Raw genomic sequence first — 13,341 nt, 5'->3', positions numbered from 1 at the left:
GACTGACGGTATCGGAAACCGATAATGATGGCAGATGTTTCTTCGCCTGACGAGGGAGAAAGCAGGATGACATCCTCCGCCGACCGGCTGCCCCAGCACTCAGTCGATCACCGTTTTTTGCGGGAAACGCGCTTCAGTCGTCGAGCACTGTTGCTGGGAGCCGGTACTGCGGGTTTGGCAGCGGTCGCGAACCGGTCTTGCTGCGCACAAGCTGCGCAGAGCTCTGCCGATCATACCATCCGGATTGCCCCTATCTCTCTGGAAATAGGGCCGAGCAGGGTCATCCAGACCACAGGCTACAACAATACGGTTCCGGGACCGCCGCTCCGACTAAAAGAGGGCATGCCAGTAACCATCAATGTCATCAACGATTCCGGCTATCCCAACCTGATCCACTGGCACGGGCTGTTCGTCCCGCCGCTTCAGGACGGCGCCATCGAAGAGGGGTCGCCGATCATCGCGCCCGGGGAGTCGCTGCTCTACAGCTTCGCACCCAAACCCTCGGGCACGCGATGGTACCACAGCCACGCCATGGCGATGACGGACCTCAATCGCAGCACGTATTCCGGCGAGTTCGGCTTCCTCATTATCGATCCAGCGGCGGGCGATCGCGGTCGATACGACCGCGAGGTCATGCTCGCCGCCCATCATTGGGAAGGCTCCTGGGTGAGTATGCAGGACATGCACAAGGGGCCGCCACCCGATAACGGGTTGGAGGCTATGTATCGTTCGGCTACTCTCGGCGATCGGATGCTGGGGCACGGTGAGCCAATCCGTGTGCGCCAGGGCGAGCGGGTGCTGTTCCGAATGCTGAACGCCAGCGGCAGCATGGGCATTTCACTGGCGCTGTCGGGACATCGGTTCACCGTTATCGCACTGGACGGCAATCCCGTGCCCGCGCCAACAACCGTGGATGTGTTGAAGATGGACGTGGCCGAGCGTGCGGACGTCATCGTTGAAATGAACAATCCCGGCGTTTGGGTTTTTGGATCGACAGACGATGATGACCGCAACATGGGTATGGGCGTTGTCGTCGAGTACGAAAATCGAAGCGGAGGCCCGGTCTGGTCTCCTCTCTCCAAAGCGGCATGGGACTACACCGCCTTTGGTCGGAGCAATCCGGCCGCGGCGCCGGACGAGACCATCAATCTGAAGTTCGAGAAAATCCCGGGAGGCCGTGGCGGCTACAACCGCTGGACCATTAACGGCAAATCCTGGCCCAATACCAATCCGTTATTCAAAGTGCAGCGCGGCAAGCGCTATCGCCTGGTTATGAACAATAACAGCGGCGATGAGCATCCCGTTCACCTGCATCGACATAGTTTCGAGGTCACCAAGGTTGGTGACAAGACCACATCGGGGCTAATGAAGGACACGATCAGCATGCCGCGCTACTCCACCGCGGAGATCGACTTCGTGGCCAATGATCGCGGCGACACACTGTTCCATTGCCATCATCAAGACCACATGGACGAGGGTTTTGCTGGACTGATCACCTATGCGACAACCTGAGCGCCTTAGCGCGACGATGGCTCCTGTCGGTTAGCGATTGCAAACAGAGGCAGGGAGATGAGCTGGGTGGCTACTGCGAACGCGACAAGTGCCCCCCGCGATTGGTCATACAGCAGCCCTGTCGCGACGCTGCCGATCAGCCACCCCACTCCATACCCTGTATAAAACAGACCGAACGCCAGATTGCGTTTGCCTTCGGGCAGCACGCCGGCCACCAGTGCCTTGAGCAACGTGTCCTGCGCTGCGTATCCAATACCCCAGAACACCATTCCGACCAGAACCGCCGAGAACGAGACTGGCGATCACGCCGCATGCCGTCGAAAACGCTAGAAAGACCGGTATCCAGTTTTCGGTGACGATCTTGGCCGTGACCAGGTGATAAGCGACCAGTTCGTAGCTCATCAGCCCGGCCGCGAAGCAGGCTGCCGCTACCATATACAGCCAATAGGATCGACTTAACCCGCCCGCTCGTGCCGTTCTTCCCTCTTCCAGACGCGAAGGAACGGGAAAGTTGATGCGCGCAACGGTCAACGCACCGAGCGTGAACACGCTCGAAACCAAAAGCAGCGCGTAGCCGGTCCGATAATCGCCGTGCAACAAAAGCACCAGCGCCATGATCAGGGGGCCAAGCGTGGCACCCGTCTCATCGAGCGCTGTGTTCACGCCGTACACCCATCCTTTGCCGTGCTTGCCCGTTGTATAGGAGAGCATGGCTTCGACCGTAGGCTTGCGAATGGCACGGCCGATGCGTTCAGCAAGGATGAGAAGGGCAGCGACCTGCCAGTTTCCGGCGAGCGCCATTGCAGGAACGGCGAGCAGGTTGATGGTATAGCCGACAAACGTGACAAGCCAGTAGCGCCCGGTCCTGTCTGCGATATAGCCGGAGACGGAGCGTATGGCGTAGCCCAGAAATTCTCCAAGCCCCGCGGTGATGCTGACGACGGCAGCGCTGGCGCCGAGCGTCGCCATGAACTGGCCGTTGATGGCCCCACCGCCCTCATAGGTCATGTCGCCGAACAGGTTCACGACCCCCATTGTCAGCACGAAGTTGAAGGCGGACGACGAACTGAGGCCCGATCTGACCATGGCGCGCTATTCCTTCCTCAGCCAATCGACCGACCACGGCCCGGCACCGACAATGGCTAGGTAGATGCAGCCGAGCAACATTGTGAGATCGGCGCGCGCTTCGTGCATCATGCTCCAGAAACCGGTGCGCTTGATGTCGCTGGCGATGTGAAACATCCCGACATCATGTCCGAGCAGGATCGGAAGCTTGGTCGAGATCAGGGCCACGATCATGATGATGATCAGCGGAATTGCCGCGAGACGGGTGAAGAACCCAATGATGATGAGCAAGCCGCATACGGTCTCGACGACGCCGACAAAAGGCCCCATCAAATCGGGGAAGGGAATCCCGATCTTGGCAAAGCGTCCCGTTCCCAGAAGATCCGGGAATGCCAGCTTCTGAATCCCTTCCGGCAGGAAGACAATGCCGACCAGAAGCCGCACCAGGATGGTCCAGCCGGAAACGTTGGTGCTGGAAAGGTCAGCCGACCTGATCGTCATTTTCAGTGCCGCCAACGCGGTGTGAATAGGGCGAGATCGTTTATGCGGTCTTGCGCCAGGCCGCTTCGTTCTTCTTTTCGTAATCGCCGAAAGCCTTGATCAGGCCGCCGAGCACCTCGGCTGAGGTCTCAAACATTGCCTTGAGCTGCGGTTCGTCGACCTTCTGGATGTCTTCCCGCAAATGGGTGACGGTCTCCTGCAGGCGGGTTTTCATCTTCTGGGTGTGATGTTGTGGGTTTCGGTCGGGCGCTGAAGCCATTATCGTTCTCCTTGCGTTACGCTGATGGCGGAAACGCTTGGCGACAGTATCGGTTCCCGATATCGTTGGACGATATTGGGGCCGAATCACATGAATTTGAGCAATGAAATTCGACGATCTCCTCACCGGCTTCATTCGGTTGCATATTCTGCATCACGCCGCGGAACACGAAATCTACGGGCAGTGGATGATCGACGAGTTGGCGCACCACGGCTACCGTCTCAGCCCTGGCACCCTTTACCCGATGCTGCATGCGATGGAACGCAAGGGGTATCTGACGTCGCGCGTGCAGCGCGAGGGACGTATCGCCAGAAAGCTCTACAAGGCAACCAAGCTGGGCAAACAGGGACTGGCGCTCGCCAAAGTCCGGGTTCGCGAGTTCACCGGCGAGGCCATGAAGCACTGACGTTCGTTGCCGGAGCTGCCCGATGAGCCGCGAATCTGCGAAGGGCTCGGTTGCGGAGGTGTTTGCGGCTTTCCTGAAGCTGGGCTTGACATCTTTCGGCGGCCCGATTGCGCACCTCGGCTATTTCCGCCACGAGTTCGTCGAACGCCGCAAATGGCTGGACGAGACGTCCTATGCTGATCTGGTCGCGCTTTGCCAGTTCCTACCGGGCCCGGCCTCCAGCCAGGTCGGCTTTACCCTCGGCATTCAGCGCGGCAACGGACTTTTGGGCGGGCTTGCGGCCTGGTTCGCCTTCACCATGCCTTCGGCGCTGATCCTGTTCGCTTTTGCGATGGGCGCCGCCGTGTTTACGGGGCCGGTTGCTGAAGGTTTTCTGCACGGGCTCAAGCTGGTCGCGGTCGCAGTGGTCGCGCAGGCCATTTGGGGCATGTCGCGAACCCTCACCCCCGATCGCACCCGCGCCGGCATCGCGCTCGCCGCGATTGGGATCGTTGTCATTTTCGCTGGATCGTTCGGGCAGATCGCGGCCATCGCGCTCGGCGCTTGCGCGGGCCTTTGGCTCTGCCGCGGTGAAGCCGCGCCGGTGTTCGGACATCTGAATTTTCCGGTGACCCGGCGCGCAGGCATTATTGCGCTGGTTCTATTCGCCGCACTTTTCTTGATTCCTCCGATCGTCGTGCGCGTGACCGGCGCGCAGGCGCTCGCGCTGTTCGACGCGTTCTACCGATCGGGTGCGCTGGTCTTTGGCGGCGGCCATGTCGTGCTGCCTCTGCTTCAGGCCGAGGTCGTCACGCCGGGATGGGTCAGCAACGAGACGTTTCTGGCAGGTTACGGGCTGGCTCAGGCCGTGCCGGGACCACTCTTCACCTTCGCCGCCTATCTTGGCGCAGTGACCGGTCCTCCGCCGAACGGTTTTGCCGGTGCAGCAATTGCCCTCGTCGCACTGCTCCTTCCAGGCATGCTGCTCGTATATGGCATGTTGCCGTTCTGGGATGCGATGCGCACACGGCCCGCCGCTCAGGCCGCCATGCGCGGCACCAATGCAGCCGTGGTCGGCATTCTCGGTGCGGCGCTCTACAACCCGGTCTGGACCAGTGCGGTTTTGACGCCGCGCGATTTTGCCCTCGCGCTCGCGGGCTTCCTGCTCCTCACAGTTTGGAAGTGGCCGCCCTGGGTCGTGGTGGTGCTTTTGGCGTTTGCCGGTCCCTTGTCACGAATGATCTGAACGTCATGCTCTGTGGAGACTCCATGCCCAGTGACCCCGTAATTGAACCCGCTGCACTTTCCGGTCTCGGCAAGATTCGCCTCCTCGACGTGCGGGACATAACGAGTTTCGAAGCGGGGCATCGGTCAGATGCCGCCCGCGTACCGATCGAAGTCTGGGAAGCTGCGGCGAAATCTGGTGAGGCCTCCTTCGAGAACACTGGCTATTGGAAAACAGCGATAGGTGCTCTGGAGTGGACGGCTCGGTGCCGGCTATCGTCTATGATGATGGGCGCATGACCGAGGCGGCGCGGGTCTGGTTCATTCTGCAATATTTCGGCGCCACGGCGCTCATCCTCAACGGCGGATGGCCGGCGATTCAGAACCGCGAAGGCCTGCGCGGGTTCGTTTCGGAAGCCGCCTGTGACCCAGATGCGGCAACGATCGTTACCCGAATGTGCGGAGACGCTAGCCAACGGTGGCTCCGGTCGCGGGTCTATGCCCGAGACTAGAGCATGACCGGCCGAAGGGCTGGCCGCGCAGACATCATTTCTCAGTCTACCCTGATAGCAGACATCCGGGGGACTAAGGAAAGGGTCCGAAATGGGCCAAGGCGATCCTGTCTTGAGCAAAATTGAACAGGCGGGATTGTCGATGCGGTTCAGTGTGAGGGATGGCCCGGAAAACAGACGCCCTAACCGCTGAAGAGTTCGCTTCGCTGCTTGTGGTTGGCAATGTGCCCCCAAACGGCCGCGCGCCCATAATCCCCGCCGCACACAGTGATCGGCTCATTGCTTTGGGCTACATGGTCTTTCTAGCGGGTAGACTGCGAATGACCACAAACGGCCGCGTTCGGATATACGCGGGGCAACTCGCGGCTGCCTGGGGCCTACTATTTTGGTGGCTGTAGCCCGGGCGATCTCAGCCATCGCTTATGTGAGAGCCGGTTTCGGCTTGGCGGGCCTCGCGGAGAGCGGCTTCACGTACAGGTCCGTGGTGCAGGAGTTCGGCTTCTTCGCGGAGGCGTTTGGCTTCTGCGGCAACGCGTTCTTCAAGGGAAACGGTTTGCTTAAATCGTCGGCGCGTCTGCATGGGCACTACCTCGGGTCATAACCGTGTGGTTTGAATTCCGATTCCTAATATGCCGATGAGCGGCCTTCAGTTCCGAAGTGAACATTTCAAATCAGGCCACCGTGATTTTCAAACTAGGCCACTGAGGTCGGAAACAGGCCAGCGCCCGCCCTGTGTATGGGAACATAGCGTCGGCACGTTTCAAGAACAGACTAAGAAAGTCAGCTCTGGGTCTTGAGCGGCGGTTTGGCGCTCGGCCGCAAACTTCCGGTCTGCCCTTATGAACCGACATGTAGCTGCATCGAGTCAACGGAAGCGATGAGCACAACAGCCGACATCTCCAAACATCGCAACAAGGGAACCACAAGGTCCATTCTCAACCGAAAATGAAATAGAGAACGTAGAGCGAGTAGCCGATCACAAGGAGGCCCATGACTACTGAAAGCAAGAATATGAGTTCATCATGTTTCATTGATGATCTACTGGCGGATCAAACCTTTGACGAGATAGCGAAGCCTATAGAGCCAATGCCTGACGAACAGCGGTAGCAGACAGTCAGATCTCCCCGCTTTGAGTCGAAACAAGCCGAATAGCGGCAGGACCTTCTATGTTGGCGCTAACATATTGCTGCGCGGCCGAAATGAGAGCTTCCACGGCGGAATTATTGTATGAGGAATGCTTCGGATTTAGGTGCAAGCCAGTTTCTATGATCATCACTTGGGTAACCCCAGAGGGCAGAATCTCGACGGCAAACGATACAAACGATACGCGGGGAGCTTTGAAAGACATTTGAGCTGCTTTCACTGACGTCGAACGTAGGTCGCGCCCCAGCCAAGGCCGAGTGTGGCGGCGACAAGCGAACCGAAGAGTACGCCCAGTTTCGCCGCCCTCAATAATCCTTGATCGGAGAAGGCGAGCATCGAGATGAAGATCGACATGGTAAAACCGATACCAGCCAGCAGGCCGACCAGACAGACGCCACCCCACGTAACTCCAGGAGCCAGGCGACACCAGCCCAGTCGTACCGCGATCCAAGTCGCGCCGACAACGCCAAGCGGTTTCCCAGCAACCAGAGCAAGCGCAGTGCCAATCATCACCAGATGGCCCCCTGCGGAGAGATCAGCGCCCGTTAAGCTGACGCCGGCATTCGCGAGAGCGAAGATCGGCATGACACCGTAAGCCACCCACGGATGCATTGCCATCTGCACCCGTGACACCGGCGGCAATAACTCGCGGTGAGCTACGCGAAGGTCTCGCAGCGGTTGCTCCAACAGGTGCGGATCCCTTGCCTTCACCGCATCGCTGCTTCGCAACTGTTTCAGCACTCGCGACACGACTTCCAGCGGCGGCTCCCGCATAGGTATGGCGCGTGCCGGAGTGATTAGCCCGAGCACGACACCTGCAAGGGTTGGATGGATCCCAGCTATCATGAACCCAATCCAAACCAAAGAGCCGGGCAGTATGTAAAACGGCGCGGAACCGATGCCGATCCGCTGAAATCCTAAAGCCGCGAGAACGCCAATTGACGCGATGATGAAACCGCCAGGCTGAAGACTGGCGGTGTAGAAGAGGGCAATGATCAGTACGGCAATGATGTCGTCGATGATTGCCAGAGCAAGTAGGAAGACCCGCACATTGACCGGGATCGTTCGTCCAAGCAGCGCGAGCACCCCGACGGCAAAGGCGATGTCTGTCGCGGTTGGCACGGCCCAGCCTTGCCCTCTAGCCGGATCGCTGTTGAGACTCAGATAGATGAGCGCCGGAACGATGACGCCACCAGTCGCGGCGACCAGCGGCAGAATGGCTTGGTCGAGTCTGCTCAGTGCGCCTTCATAGACCTCGCGCCGAATCTCCATGCCCACGACGAGGAAGAAGACTGTCATCAGCGCGTCGTTGACCCAGAAATGCAGCGACCGGGAAAAAACGTACTCGCCGACACCGATTGTGAGCGGAAGGTCCCAAAACGCGTAATAGCTATGAGCGAACGGAGAATTGGCCCAGATTAGTGCAGCGGCGGCGGCAACGAGAAGCGCGGCACCGCTGACGGCCTCGACATGCAGGAACCGATGAAGGGTGCTGAGGGCCTGTTCCGCGAGCCGCTGGGGTTTCGGCAGATCGTCAAATGAAGGGCTATCATTCATGGGGCGCACGCCTTCCGCGTGGCGGCCCGACCATCGCTCAGCCTGTCGCTGCTCCATGCAGCGAGCACCCGAACGCCGTTATACATGGCGATGGCGACAATTCAACCTCGCAGGAGTGATCGGTCAGCAATGTCTGTTCTGGGTGTGCGCCGTGACAAGGCGGCGCTTTCCAGTGGGTGCGAACCCCACCCGGCAACCGCTCCAGCCGGAAGCAATCGGAGCAGTCATGGAGGTAACGAAGTGGCTGAAGCCTTCGATTAGCGTGTCACGAATTGGTGATAGCGCGAGTGTGCAGGCCGTAACGCGAGTGAACGCTGAGCAATCCTCGAAAAGGACGATGCGCAGGCCGACCCGACAACCCTTTCGGGGAAGGCTGATACGGCTGGGTGAAGCAGAGCGAAGAGTACGCCCAGCCGCTGCGCCGGGGTAGTGGCGACAGCATGTACACAAGGAAAGCGTACGCAACACGGGAAGCCCCATGGCGTGGTCAGCAATGACCAACCGGAAGCCCGCGAGGGACAGACTGGGCGCCTTTGGTTCGAATCTTTGACGCGCAGACACCCAGTCCCTGAACTTAGTCTCCCTGGCTTTTCGTTTGAGCGCGTGCGGCAAGTGCCGCACCGGGCTCCCGTGTTGGGGTGGACGGCCCCCTTCCGCCACAGTGCGTGGCAAGATGAGGTCGTCCCTGACCCCAAACGAAGGAGCCGCCCGTGGAAACGATTGTTCGCATCGGTTTGGATACGTCAAAGAGTGTATTTCAGCTGCATGGCGTTGACGGGACGGAGCAGCCGGTTTTACCGCGTAAGTTGAGGCGCGGACAGGTTTTGGAGTTCTTCAGTCGTTTGCCGCCCGTGCTTGTCGCACTGGAGGCTTGCGGGGCGTCGCACTATTGGGCGCGGGAGCTGCAATCGCTCGGGCATGAGGTGGCGATGATTCCGCCGCAATATGTCAAACCGTATGTGCAGCGCGGAAAATCCGACGCTGCGGACGCCGAGGCGATTTGCGAGGTGGCAAGCCGGCCGAAACTGCGCAAGAACTTTGTGCCTGTCAAAAGCCCCGAGCAGCAAGGTGCACAGATGCTGGCGCGCGTGCGCAACCAGTTCATCGGCAGGCGAACCCAACTCGCCAACTCGATCCGCGGCTACGCTGCGGAGTTCGGCTTTACAGCGCCCAAGGGGCTTTCGTGGCTCCAACAATTGCTGATCGACATTCGGGCTGACGCGACAGTCCCCGAGTTGACGAAGGAGTTGGTGGACGCTTTGGCAACAGAACTGGCGCGCGTCGATGACCCGATCGCCAAGCTCGACAAGAAGCTCATGCAATTACACCGGAGTAACGAGATGAGCCGACGGCTGGCGGCTATCCCGGGCGTTGGTCCGATCGGCGCGACGCTGCTGTCGATCAAGGTCGTGGATGCACGCGGGTTCAAGTCGGCAAGAAATTTTGCTGTGAATCGGCGTCGAACTGAGCCCCTTGAACTAACGCCGATAATCCTTTGTGGCGAATAGGGGAATCTATGTTGGGGTGGGGGTCCCGATCGGCGCCGACGGTGACCCCATCTCGACCGGCGTTTGTTAATTGCCTTCAAAACGTTACTGCCGATACCTGCAACGGCCTGACCCCTGCGCCGAATCACACCCACAACGGATGGTCGCGTTGCGCTTGCGCAACGATCGTGGAAGGACAGCCTGGAAAAGCCAACAGAGGAGCAGAGATACGCCCGCGCGCCCACGAGCTTTGGGAGGCTGCCGGCAAACCGAGGGGCAACAGAACCAGTTCTGGTTTGAAGCTGAGCGTGAGCTCAGACAGCCGGATCCCGCGCTCAACCTTGATGAGAAATCCGGCACCTTCACCGAATGACGAGAGCGCCGCTTAGCGCAATTCGCGCCGCAGGCGCCACATTAAGACGGCGACTGCGAACCAGATCAGCGAAGCAGCGGCGAGGCAGAGGGCGGGCCGTGAGTCGGACGCCCGCCACCAGATCACGAGCGCGAAACAAGCAAGGCCCAGGCTTCCCCAGCCGGCCCCGGCGGCATCAAGCGCCGCCGCACTCCTGCCGCGCTCTTCGCCACGCAGGCCCTTTTGTTGCTTGCGCTCGCGCTCATGCTTTTCGATCAAGGTGGCACTCGCGCAGAAGATCGCTGGAAAGGCTAACATTAGCCCGCCGGCCACCGGCCCGGCCCAATCGGCCACAAGGCCCGCCACGACGGTCGCCAGTCCGCCCAATACAAAACGCACGACATATTCGTAAGGCCGTCCCTGCCTTAGCGCAGATAACTTGAAATGGACCACCATGACCATCACCCAATCAGAACTTGCTTGAGGCCTGCCGCCACCGCAAGCCAGATCGCGAGAGCGACGAGGGTGGCCTTCGGCGCGGACCAGTTGGCCCGCATCAGCAACTGACAGACAACAAGACTGTAAGCTGTGAGCGCGAAAGCGCCGAGGACCATCGAGCGACCTTCGATTGCAACGTATTCGCCGCCATGTTTCCAGAATGCAAGGCCCAGCGTCGCGAGCGCAACGGAAGGCGCGGCGCCAAACAATCCCGCAAAGCTCTTGGGGCGCAGTACGTCGCCTATCGCTGCAAACAGCGAGACGACCAAACCGCCAATCAGAAAGCGCAGCGCGTAGTCCACCATTCCCCCGTGCTCTTCGATTCGATGAGCGGCATCTAGCACGATCCTGGCATCAGCATGCTGATCGCCATGCCAACGCCATTGCCGCGGTTGATGCCCAGCCGAGCCAGTACAGCCAGCCTTCGACAACAAGCTTTCCCATCACGTCACGCCTCCTGACCAGCAACATCAGCATGGTCATCACGAGCCAGCACCCCGTTGATAACCGCGCTCCAGTAAAGCGCGACCAATGCGGCCCGAAATCTCTTGGATTGCCGCGCCATCAAGGGATAGCTCAGGAGCATCGTCCGCCGATGCCAAAGCCAAGCTGCGCGCCGGCCTGGCTGTAGATACCAATACCTGACGGTTCGTCGTCCAATGCGCCCGTGATCAGCCCGGGACCAAGCCGCTTCAGAAGGCTGCTCTGCGCCTTCATCTCTTTCGCGTCGGATCTTGCCATGTGCTCCTCGGGATTGGGGCAGCCCCAGGAGGGTCCCGTTGGCCACGCCGAGAAGCAGTGAGGGGTTCACCGGTTCGGACTCAACGCTCGATGCAGGACTAGAAATCCCGCGCAGCCTAAGCTCTGGATGCGCTGGTCATATCTGCGCCGGCCCATCCAGCTCGATGGTCCTCGTGTGGTTACTAACTCTAATGGTGCCAGAAGATCGCGAGCAACAGAATGATCGGCAGCGGTACGCCCAACAACCACAACAATGCGCCTCGTCCAAAGCCCATGGCACTCTCCTCAATTGATTTCCTTCGCTTCCAACGCATCCCTCCTGCGCACGGTTCCTGTCAGGGAACGGTTTTCGAGGCTGCTGATTGAAAGACTGAGGGCTCTACCTTTCCGATCGTTTTTTCGGTAATTGCTGCAGGGCGGTAATGTGAGTGTGTGAAGGGAGGCAGAGACAGTCGATGACTGTAAGAGTGCGTCCACTACCCGCCGATATCGAACTCGCGCGCGCGATAGCGCGAAACACCCGTCCGCTGCCGGAACGGATCTCGGCCGCCCTGACGTGGGGAGCAGACGAACATGTTCTGACAGCGCTCGCCCTGGGATGGTGGCTCTGGTCTCGCGCCAAACCGCTCCCACAGCGTCACGCAAGCAATCATGTGCTGCTGACGACGTTCACTACGGTTCTGCTGCCTCACCTTTTGAAAGCGCACTTCGATCAGGTGCGGCCGGACCGGCGCACCGTGCGCGGCCACCTGCATGGTATCCCGCTTTCCGGCCGCGCTCTCGATGCGTTCCCATCGGGCCACGCCGTGCATGTTGGAGCGCTCGCTTCCGCCGCCACGGTCCTGCCGCGCACTACGCGCAATTTTGTGTGGGCCATCGGGGCGGTTCTGGTGTCGACATGCGTGCTCCTGCTGGCCCACTGGGCAAGCGACGTGCTTGCGGGTCTGGCGATGGGGGCCGCGCTCGAGCGCATGCTGCGGCGGTTGATGGGATTTGGCCATCAGGGAAGATCGGGCTAGTCATGGGCCAACTGATCGCATCTCCCGGTCCGCACGCCATTCATCTCTGCATCGACATGCAGGGACTGTTCGCCCCGGGTGCCCCATGGGCAACGCCCTGGATGGAACGTGCGTTACCGCAAGCGCTCAAGCTGACTGCGCATGCCCCGCAGCGCACCGTTTTCACGCGCTTCATTCCGGTCCGCAACAAGGCCGAGGCGCGGGGCGTCTGGAAAGCCTATTACGAGAAATGGGAATGCGTGACACGCGACCAGGTCGATCCGAGGCTGCTTGAGCTCGTGCCTCCTTTGGCGCGCTTCGTGCCGCCTGCCACGGTAATCGATCGCCAAGCCTACTGCGCTTTTTCCAATAGCCGGCTGCAAGCCTTCCTCGATCAGCACCATGTCGAGACATTGATCGTCTCTGGCGGTGAAACCGATGTCTGTGTGCTCGCGACGGTGCTGGCCGCCGTCGATACCGGCTACCGCGTCATCCTGGCGGAGGATGCGCTCTGCAGCTCGTCCGATGAAAGCCACGACGCGCTGATCAATCTCTATACCCGGCGTTTCAGCTTGCAGATCGAGGTGGCACCAGTTGTCAGTATCATTGCGAGCTGGATCGTCGACGACTGACCACGGTTCCCGACGAGAAGTCGACGGGATTTCATCACGAACCGATCGTGATCCAGTATTGCCCATTAGGTATTTGAGAAGCGTGACAGCGCGCAGCTCCGACCGCCGACTGGGTCCTCTCGGGGTACCAAGGGCAACCGTCGGCCTTATCGACGCTTAATTCTGCGTGGCCGGCCGCAGCGGCGCGGCAGTTGCCGTGCAAAGCACGCCGCGTTCCGCTTCATCCGCGATGCGATTGAGGATAGCTGCCTTGGCGCGATCCTGCTCTGCCATGGCAAGCTTTCGGTAACCTAACGCGCGGCTGTGGTCGTTGGATGAACCGTTGGCTGAAAACATGAGATTTACGCACGTAAATAGACCGATCCCACCAAGCTGACAGAAGGCGAAACGTTCCTTCCGAGACCTGAAACAAGTCGCCGGCCTGCATGTTAAGCAGAAATGCCGGACGAACGTACCCGTTTGCTTGAGGAGGCTT

At 60.0% G+C, this 13,341-nt stretch carries 15 protein-coding genes and 3 pseudogenes; 7 read left to right on the top strand and 11 right to left on the bottom strand.

Annotated elements, in window-relative coordinates:
- The first annotated feature begins 24 nt into the window (after positions 1-24).
- Positions 25-1,512 carry a multicopper oxidase family protein gene (locus ABIB99_RS31485; RefSeq protein WP_354121887.1) on the top strand — a complete coding sequence of 496 codons (1,488 nt, stop codon included), beginning with the start codon at positions 25-27 and terminating at the stop codon, positions 1,510-1,512.
- 5 nt (positions 1,513-1,517) lie between these two features.
- Here the strand turns inward: ABIB99_RS31485 and ABIB99_RS31480 are convergent, their stop codons facing one another.
- The 4 genes and pseudogenes from ABIB99_RS31480 to ABIB99_RS31465 all read right to left on the bottom strand — a co-directional run bounded on the left by ABIB99_RS31480 (position 1,518) and on the right by ABIB99_RS31465 (position 3,337).
- Positions 1,518-1,781, bottom strand: a complete 264-nt coding sequence (locus ABIB99_RS31480) for an MFS transporter (protein ID WP_354121888.1) — start codon at positions 1,779-1,781, stop codon at positions 1,518-1,520.
- Between the two features lie 571 nt (positions 1,782-2,352).
- Positions 2,353-2,481 (bottom strand): annotated as a pseudogene (locus ABIB99_RS31475) (MFS transporter); the annotation flags it as partial.
- 123 nt (positions 2,482-2,604) lie between these two features.
- Positions 2,605-3,078 (bottom strand): DoxX family protein, encoded by a 474-nt coding sequence (locus tag ABIB99_RS31470; RefSeq protein WP_354121889.1) that lies wholly within the window; start codon positions 3,076-3,078, stop codon positions 2,605-2,607.
- A gap of 40 nt (positions 3,079-3,118) precedes the next feature.
- Positions 3,119-3,337 carry a hypothetical protein gene (locus ABIB99_RS31465; protein WP_354121890.1) on the bottom strand — a complete coding sequence of 73 codons (219 nt, stop codon included), beginning with the start codon at positions 3,335-3,337 and terminating at the stop codon, positions 3,119-3,121.
- 103 nt (positions 3,338-3,440) lie between these two features.
- Here ABIB99_RS31465 and ABIB99_RS31460 point away from each other — a divergent pair, with 103 nt between their 5' ends.
- From ABIB99_RS31460 to ABIB99_RS31450, 3 genes are all read left to right on the top strand, one after another.
- Positions 3,441-3,743 (top strand): PadR family transcriptional regulator, encoded by a 303-nt coding sequence (locus ABIB99_RS31460; RefSeq protein ID WP_354121891.1) that lies wholly within the window; start codon positions 3,441-3,443, stop codon positions 3,741-3,743.
- Between the two features lie 22 nt (positions 3,744-3,765).
- Complete coding sequence (gene chrA / locus ABIB99_RS31455; RefSeq protein WP_354121892.1) at positions 3,766-4,968, top strand: chromate efflux transporter; 1,203 nt, start codon at positions 3,766-3,768, stop codon at positions 4,966-4,968.
- 232 nt (positions 4,969-5,200) lie between these two features.
- Positions 5,201-5,458: a rhodanese-like domain-containing protein gene (locus ABIB99_RS31450; RefSeq protein ID WP_354121893.1), complete on the top strand. Its 258-nt coding sequence runs from the start codon at positions 5,201-5,203 to the stop codon at positions 5,456-5,458.
- 380 nt (positions 5,459-5,838) lie between these two features.
- Here ABIB99_RS31450 and ABIB99_RS31445 read toward each other — a convergent pair.
- A pseudogene (locus tag ABIB99_RS31445) lies at positions 5,839-6,038 on the bottom strand (hypothetical protein).
- A gap of 779 nt (positions 6,039-6,817) precedes the next feature.
- Complete coding sequence (gene nhaA, locus ABIB99_RS31440) at positions 6,818-8,158, bottom strand: Na+/H+ antiporter NhaA (RefSeq protein WP_354121988.1); 1,341 nt, start codon at positions 8,156-8,158, stop codon at positions 6,818-6,820.
- Positions 8,159-8,868: 710 nt separating this feature from the next.
- Between nhaA and ABIB99_RS31435 the strand changes: the two genes are divergently transcribed.
- Complete coding sequence (locus tag ABIB99_RS31435; protein WP_354121894.1) at positions 8,869-9,666, top strand: IS110 family RNA-guided transposase; 798 nt, start codon at positions 8,869-8,871, stop codon at positions 9,664-9,666.
- A gap of 364 nt (positions 9,667-10,030) precedes the next feature.
- Here ABIB99_RS31435 and ABIB99_RS31430 read toward each other — a convergent pair whose 3' ends face one another.
- The 4 genes and pseudogenes from ABIB99_RS31430 to ABIB99_RS31415 form a co-directional block, all read right to left on the bottom strand.
- Positions 10,031-10,453, bottom strand: a complete 423-nt coding sequence (locus ABIB99_RS31430; protein WP_354121895.1) for a DUF3147 family protein — start codon at positions 10,451-10,453, stop codon at positions 10,031-10,033.
- Positions 10,454-10,458: 5 nt separating this feature from the next.
- Positions 10,459-10,800, bottom strand: a complete 342-nt coding sequence (locus ABIB99_RS31425; RefSeq protein WP_354121896.1) for a DUF3147 family protein — start codon at positions 10,798-10,800, stop codon at positions 10,459-10,461.
- A 49-nt stretch (positions 10,801-10,849) separates the two neighbouring features.
- On the bottom strand, positions 10,850-10,978 hold the full coding sequence (locus tag ABIB99_RS31420; protein ID WP_354179278.1) for a hypothetical protein: 129 nt from the start codon (positions 10,976-10,978) through the stop codon (positions 10,850-10,852).
- Positions 10,979-11,019: 41 nt separating this feature from the next.
- Positions 11,020-11,236, bottom strand: a pseudogene (locus ABIB99_RS31415) (divalent metal cation transporter); the annotation flags it as partial.
- A 455-nt stretch (positions 11,237-11,691) separates the two neighbouring features.
- Between ABIB99_RS31415 and ABIB99_RS31410 the strand changes: the two are divergent.
- Positions 11,692-12,255 carry a phosphatase PAP2 family protein gene (locus ABIB99_RS31410; protein WP_354116238.1) on the top strand — a complete coding sequence of 188 codons (564 nt, stop codon included), beginning with the start codon at positions 11,692-11,694 and terminating at the stop codon, positions 12,253-12,255.
- 2 nt (positions 12,256-12,257) lie between these two features.
- Positions 12,258-12,866 (top strand): cysteine hydrolase family protein, encoded by a 609-nt coding sequence (locus tag ABIB99_RS31405; protein ID WP_354121899.1) that lies wholly within the window; start codon positions 12,258-12,260, stop codon positions 12,864-12,866.
- 156 nt (positions 12,867-13,022) lie between these two features.
- Here the strand turns inward: ABIB99_RS31405 and ABIB99_RS31400 are convergent, their stop codons facing one another.
- A complete protein-coding gene (locus tag ABIB99_RS31400; RefSeq protein ID WP_354116236.1) occupies positions 13,023-13,202 on the bottom strand; it encodes a hypothetical protein in 180 nt (59 codons plus the stop codon).
- Positions 13,203-13,341 lie beyond the last annotated feature (139 nt).

This window comes from Bradyrhizobium sp. LA6.1 (assembly GCF_040547805.1).
GTDB lineage: Bacteria > Pseudomonadota > Alphaproteobacteria > Rhizobiales > Xanthobacteraceae > Bradyrhizobium > Bradyrhizobium barranii.
Note: the sequence above shows the minus strand (reverse complement) of the source record. Positions and strands in the feature narration are given on the sequence as shown.

Excerpts from the sequence above, each read along its gene's own strand:
- ABIB99_RS31485 (WP_354121887.1), top strand. The coding sequence starts at position 25 with ATGATGGCAGATGTTTCTTCGCCTGACGAGGGAGAAAGCAGGATGACA.
- ABIB99_RS31480 (WP_354121888.1), bottom strand. The coding sequence starts at position 1,781 with ATGGTGTTCTGGGGTATTGGATACGCAGCGCAGGACACGTTGCTCAAG.
- ABIB99_RS31470 (WP_354121889.1), bottom strand. The coding sequence starts at position 3,078 with ATGACGATCAGGTCGGCTGACCTTTCCAGCACCAACGTTTCCGGCTGG.
- ABIB99_RS31465 (WP_354121890.1), bottom strand. The coding sequence starts at position 3,337 with ATGGCTTCAGCGCCCGACCGAAACCCACAACATCACACCCAGAAGATG.
- ABIB99_RS31460 (WP_354121891.1), top strand. The coding sequence starts at position 3,441 with ATGAAATTCGACGATCTCCTCACCGGCTTCATTCGGTTGCATATTCTG.
- chrA (WP_354121892.1), top strand. The coding sequence starts at position 3,766 with ATGAGCCGCGAATCTGCGAAGGGCTCGGTTGCGGAGGTGTTTGCGGCT.
- nhaA (WP_354121988.1), bottom strand. The coding sequence starts at position 8,158 with ATGAATGATAGCCCTTCATTTGACGATCTGCCGAAACCCCAGCGGCTC.
- ABIB99_RS31430 (WP_354121895.1), bottom strand. The coding sequence starts at position 10,453 with ATGGTGGTCCATTTCAAGTTATCTGCGCTAAGGCAGGGACGGCCTTAC.
- ABIB99_RS31425 (WP_354121896.1), bottom strand. The coding sequence starts at position 10,800 with ATGGTGGACTACGCGCTGCGCTTTCTGATTGGCGGTTTGGTCGTCTCG.
- ABIB99_RS31420 (WP_354179278.1), bottom strand. The coding sequence starts at position 10,978 with ATGACCATGCTGATGTTGCTGGTCAGGAGGCGTGACGTGATGGGAAAG.
- ABIB99_RS31410 (WP_354116238.1), top strand. The coding sequence starts at position 11,692 with ATGACTGTAAGAGTGCGTCCACTACCCGCCGATATCGAACTCGCGCGC.
- ABIB99_RS31405 (WP_354121899.1), top strand. The coding sequence starts at position 12,258 with ATGGGCCAACTGATCGCATCTCCCGGTCCGCACGCCATTCATCTCTGC.
- ABIB99_RS31400 (WP_354116236.1), bottom strand. The coding sequence starts at position 13,202 with ATGTTTTCAGCCAACGGTTCATCCAACGACCACAGCCGCGCGTTAGGT.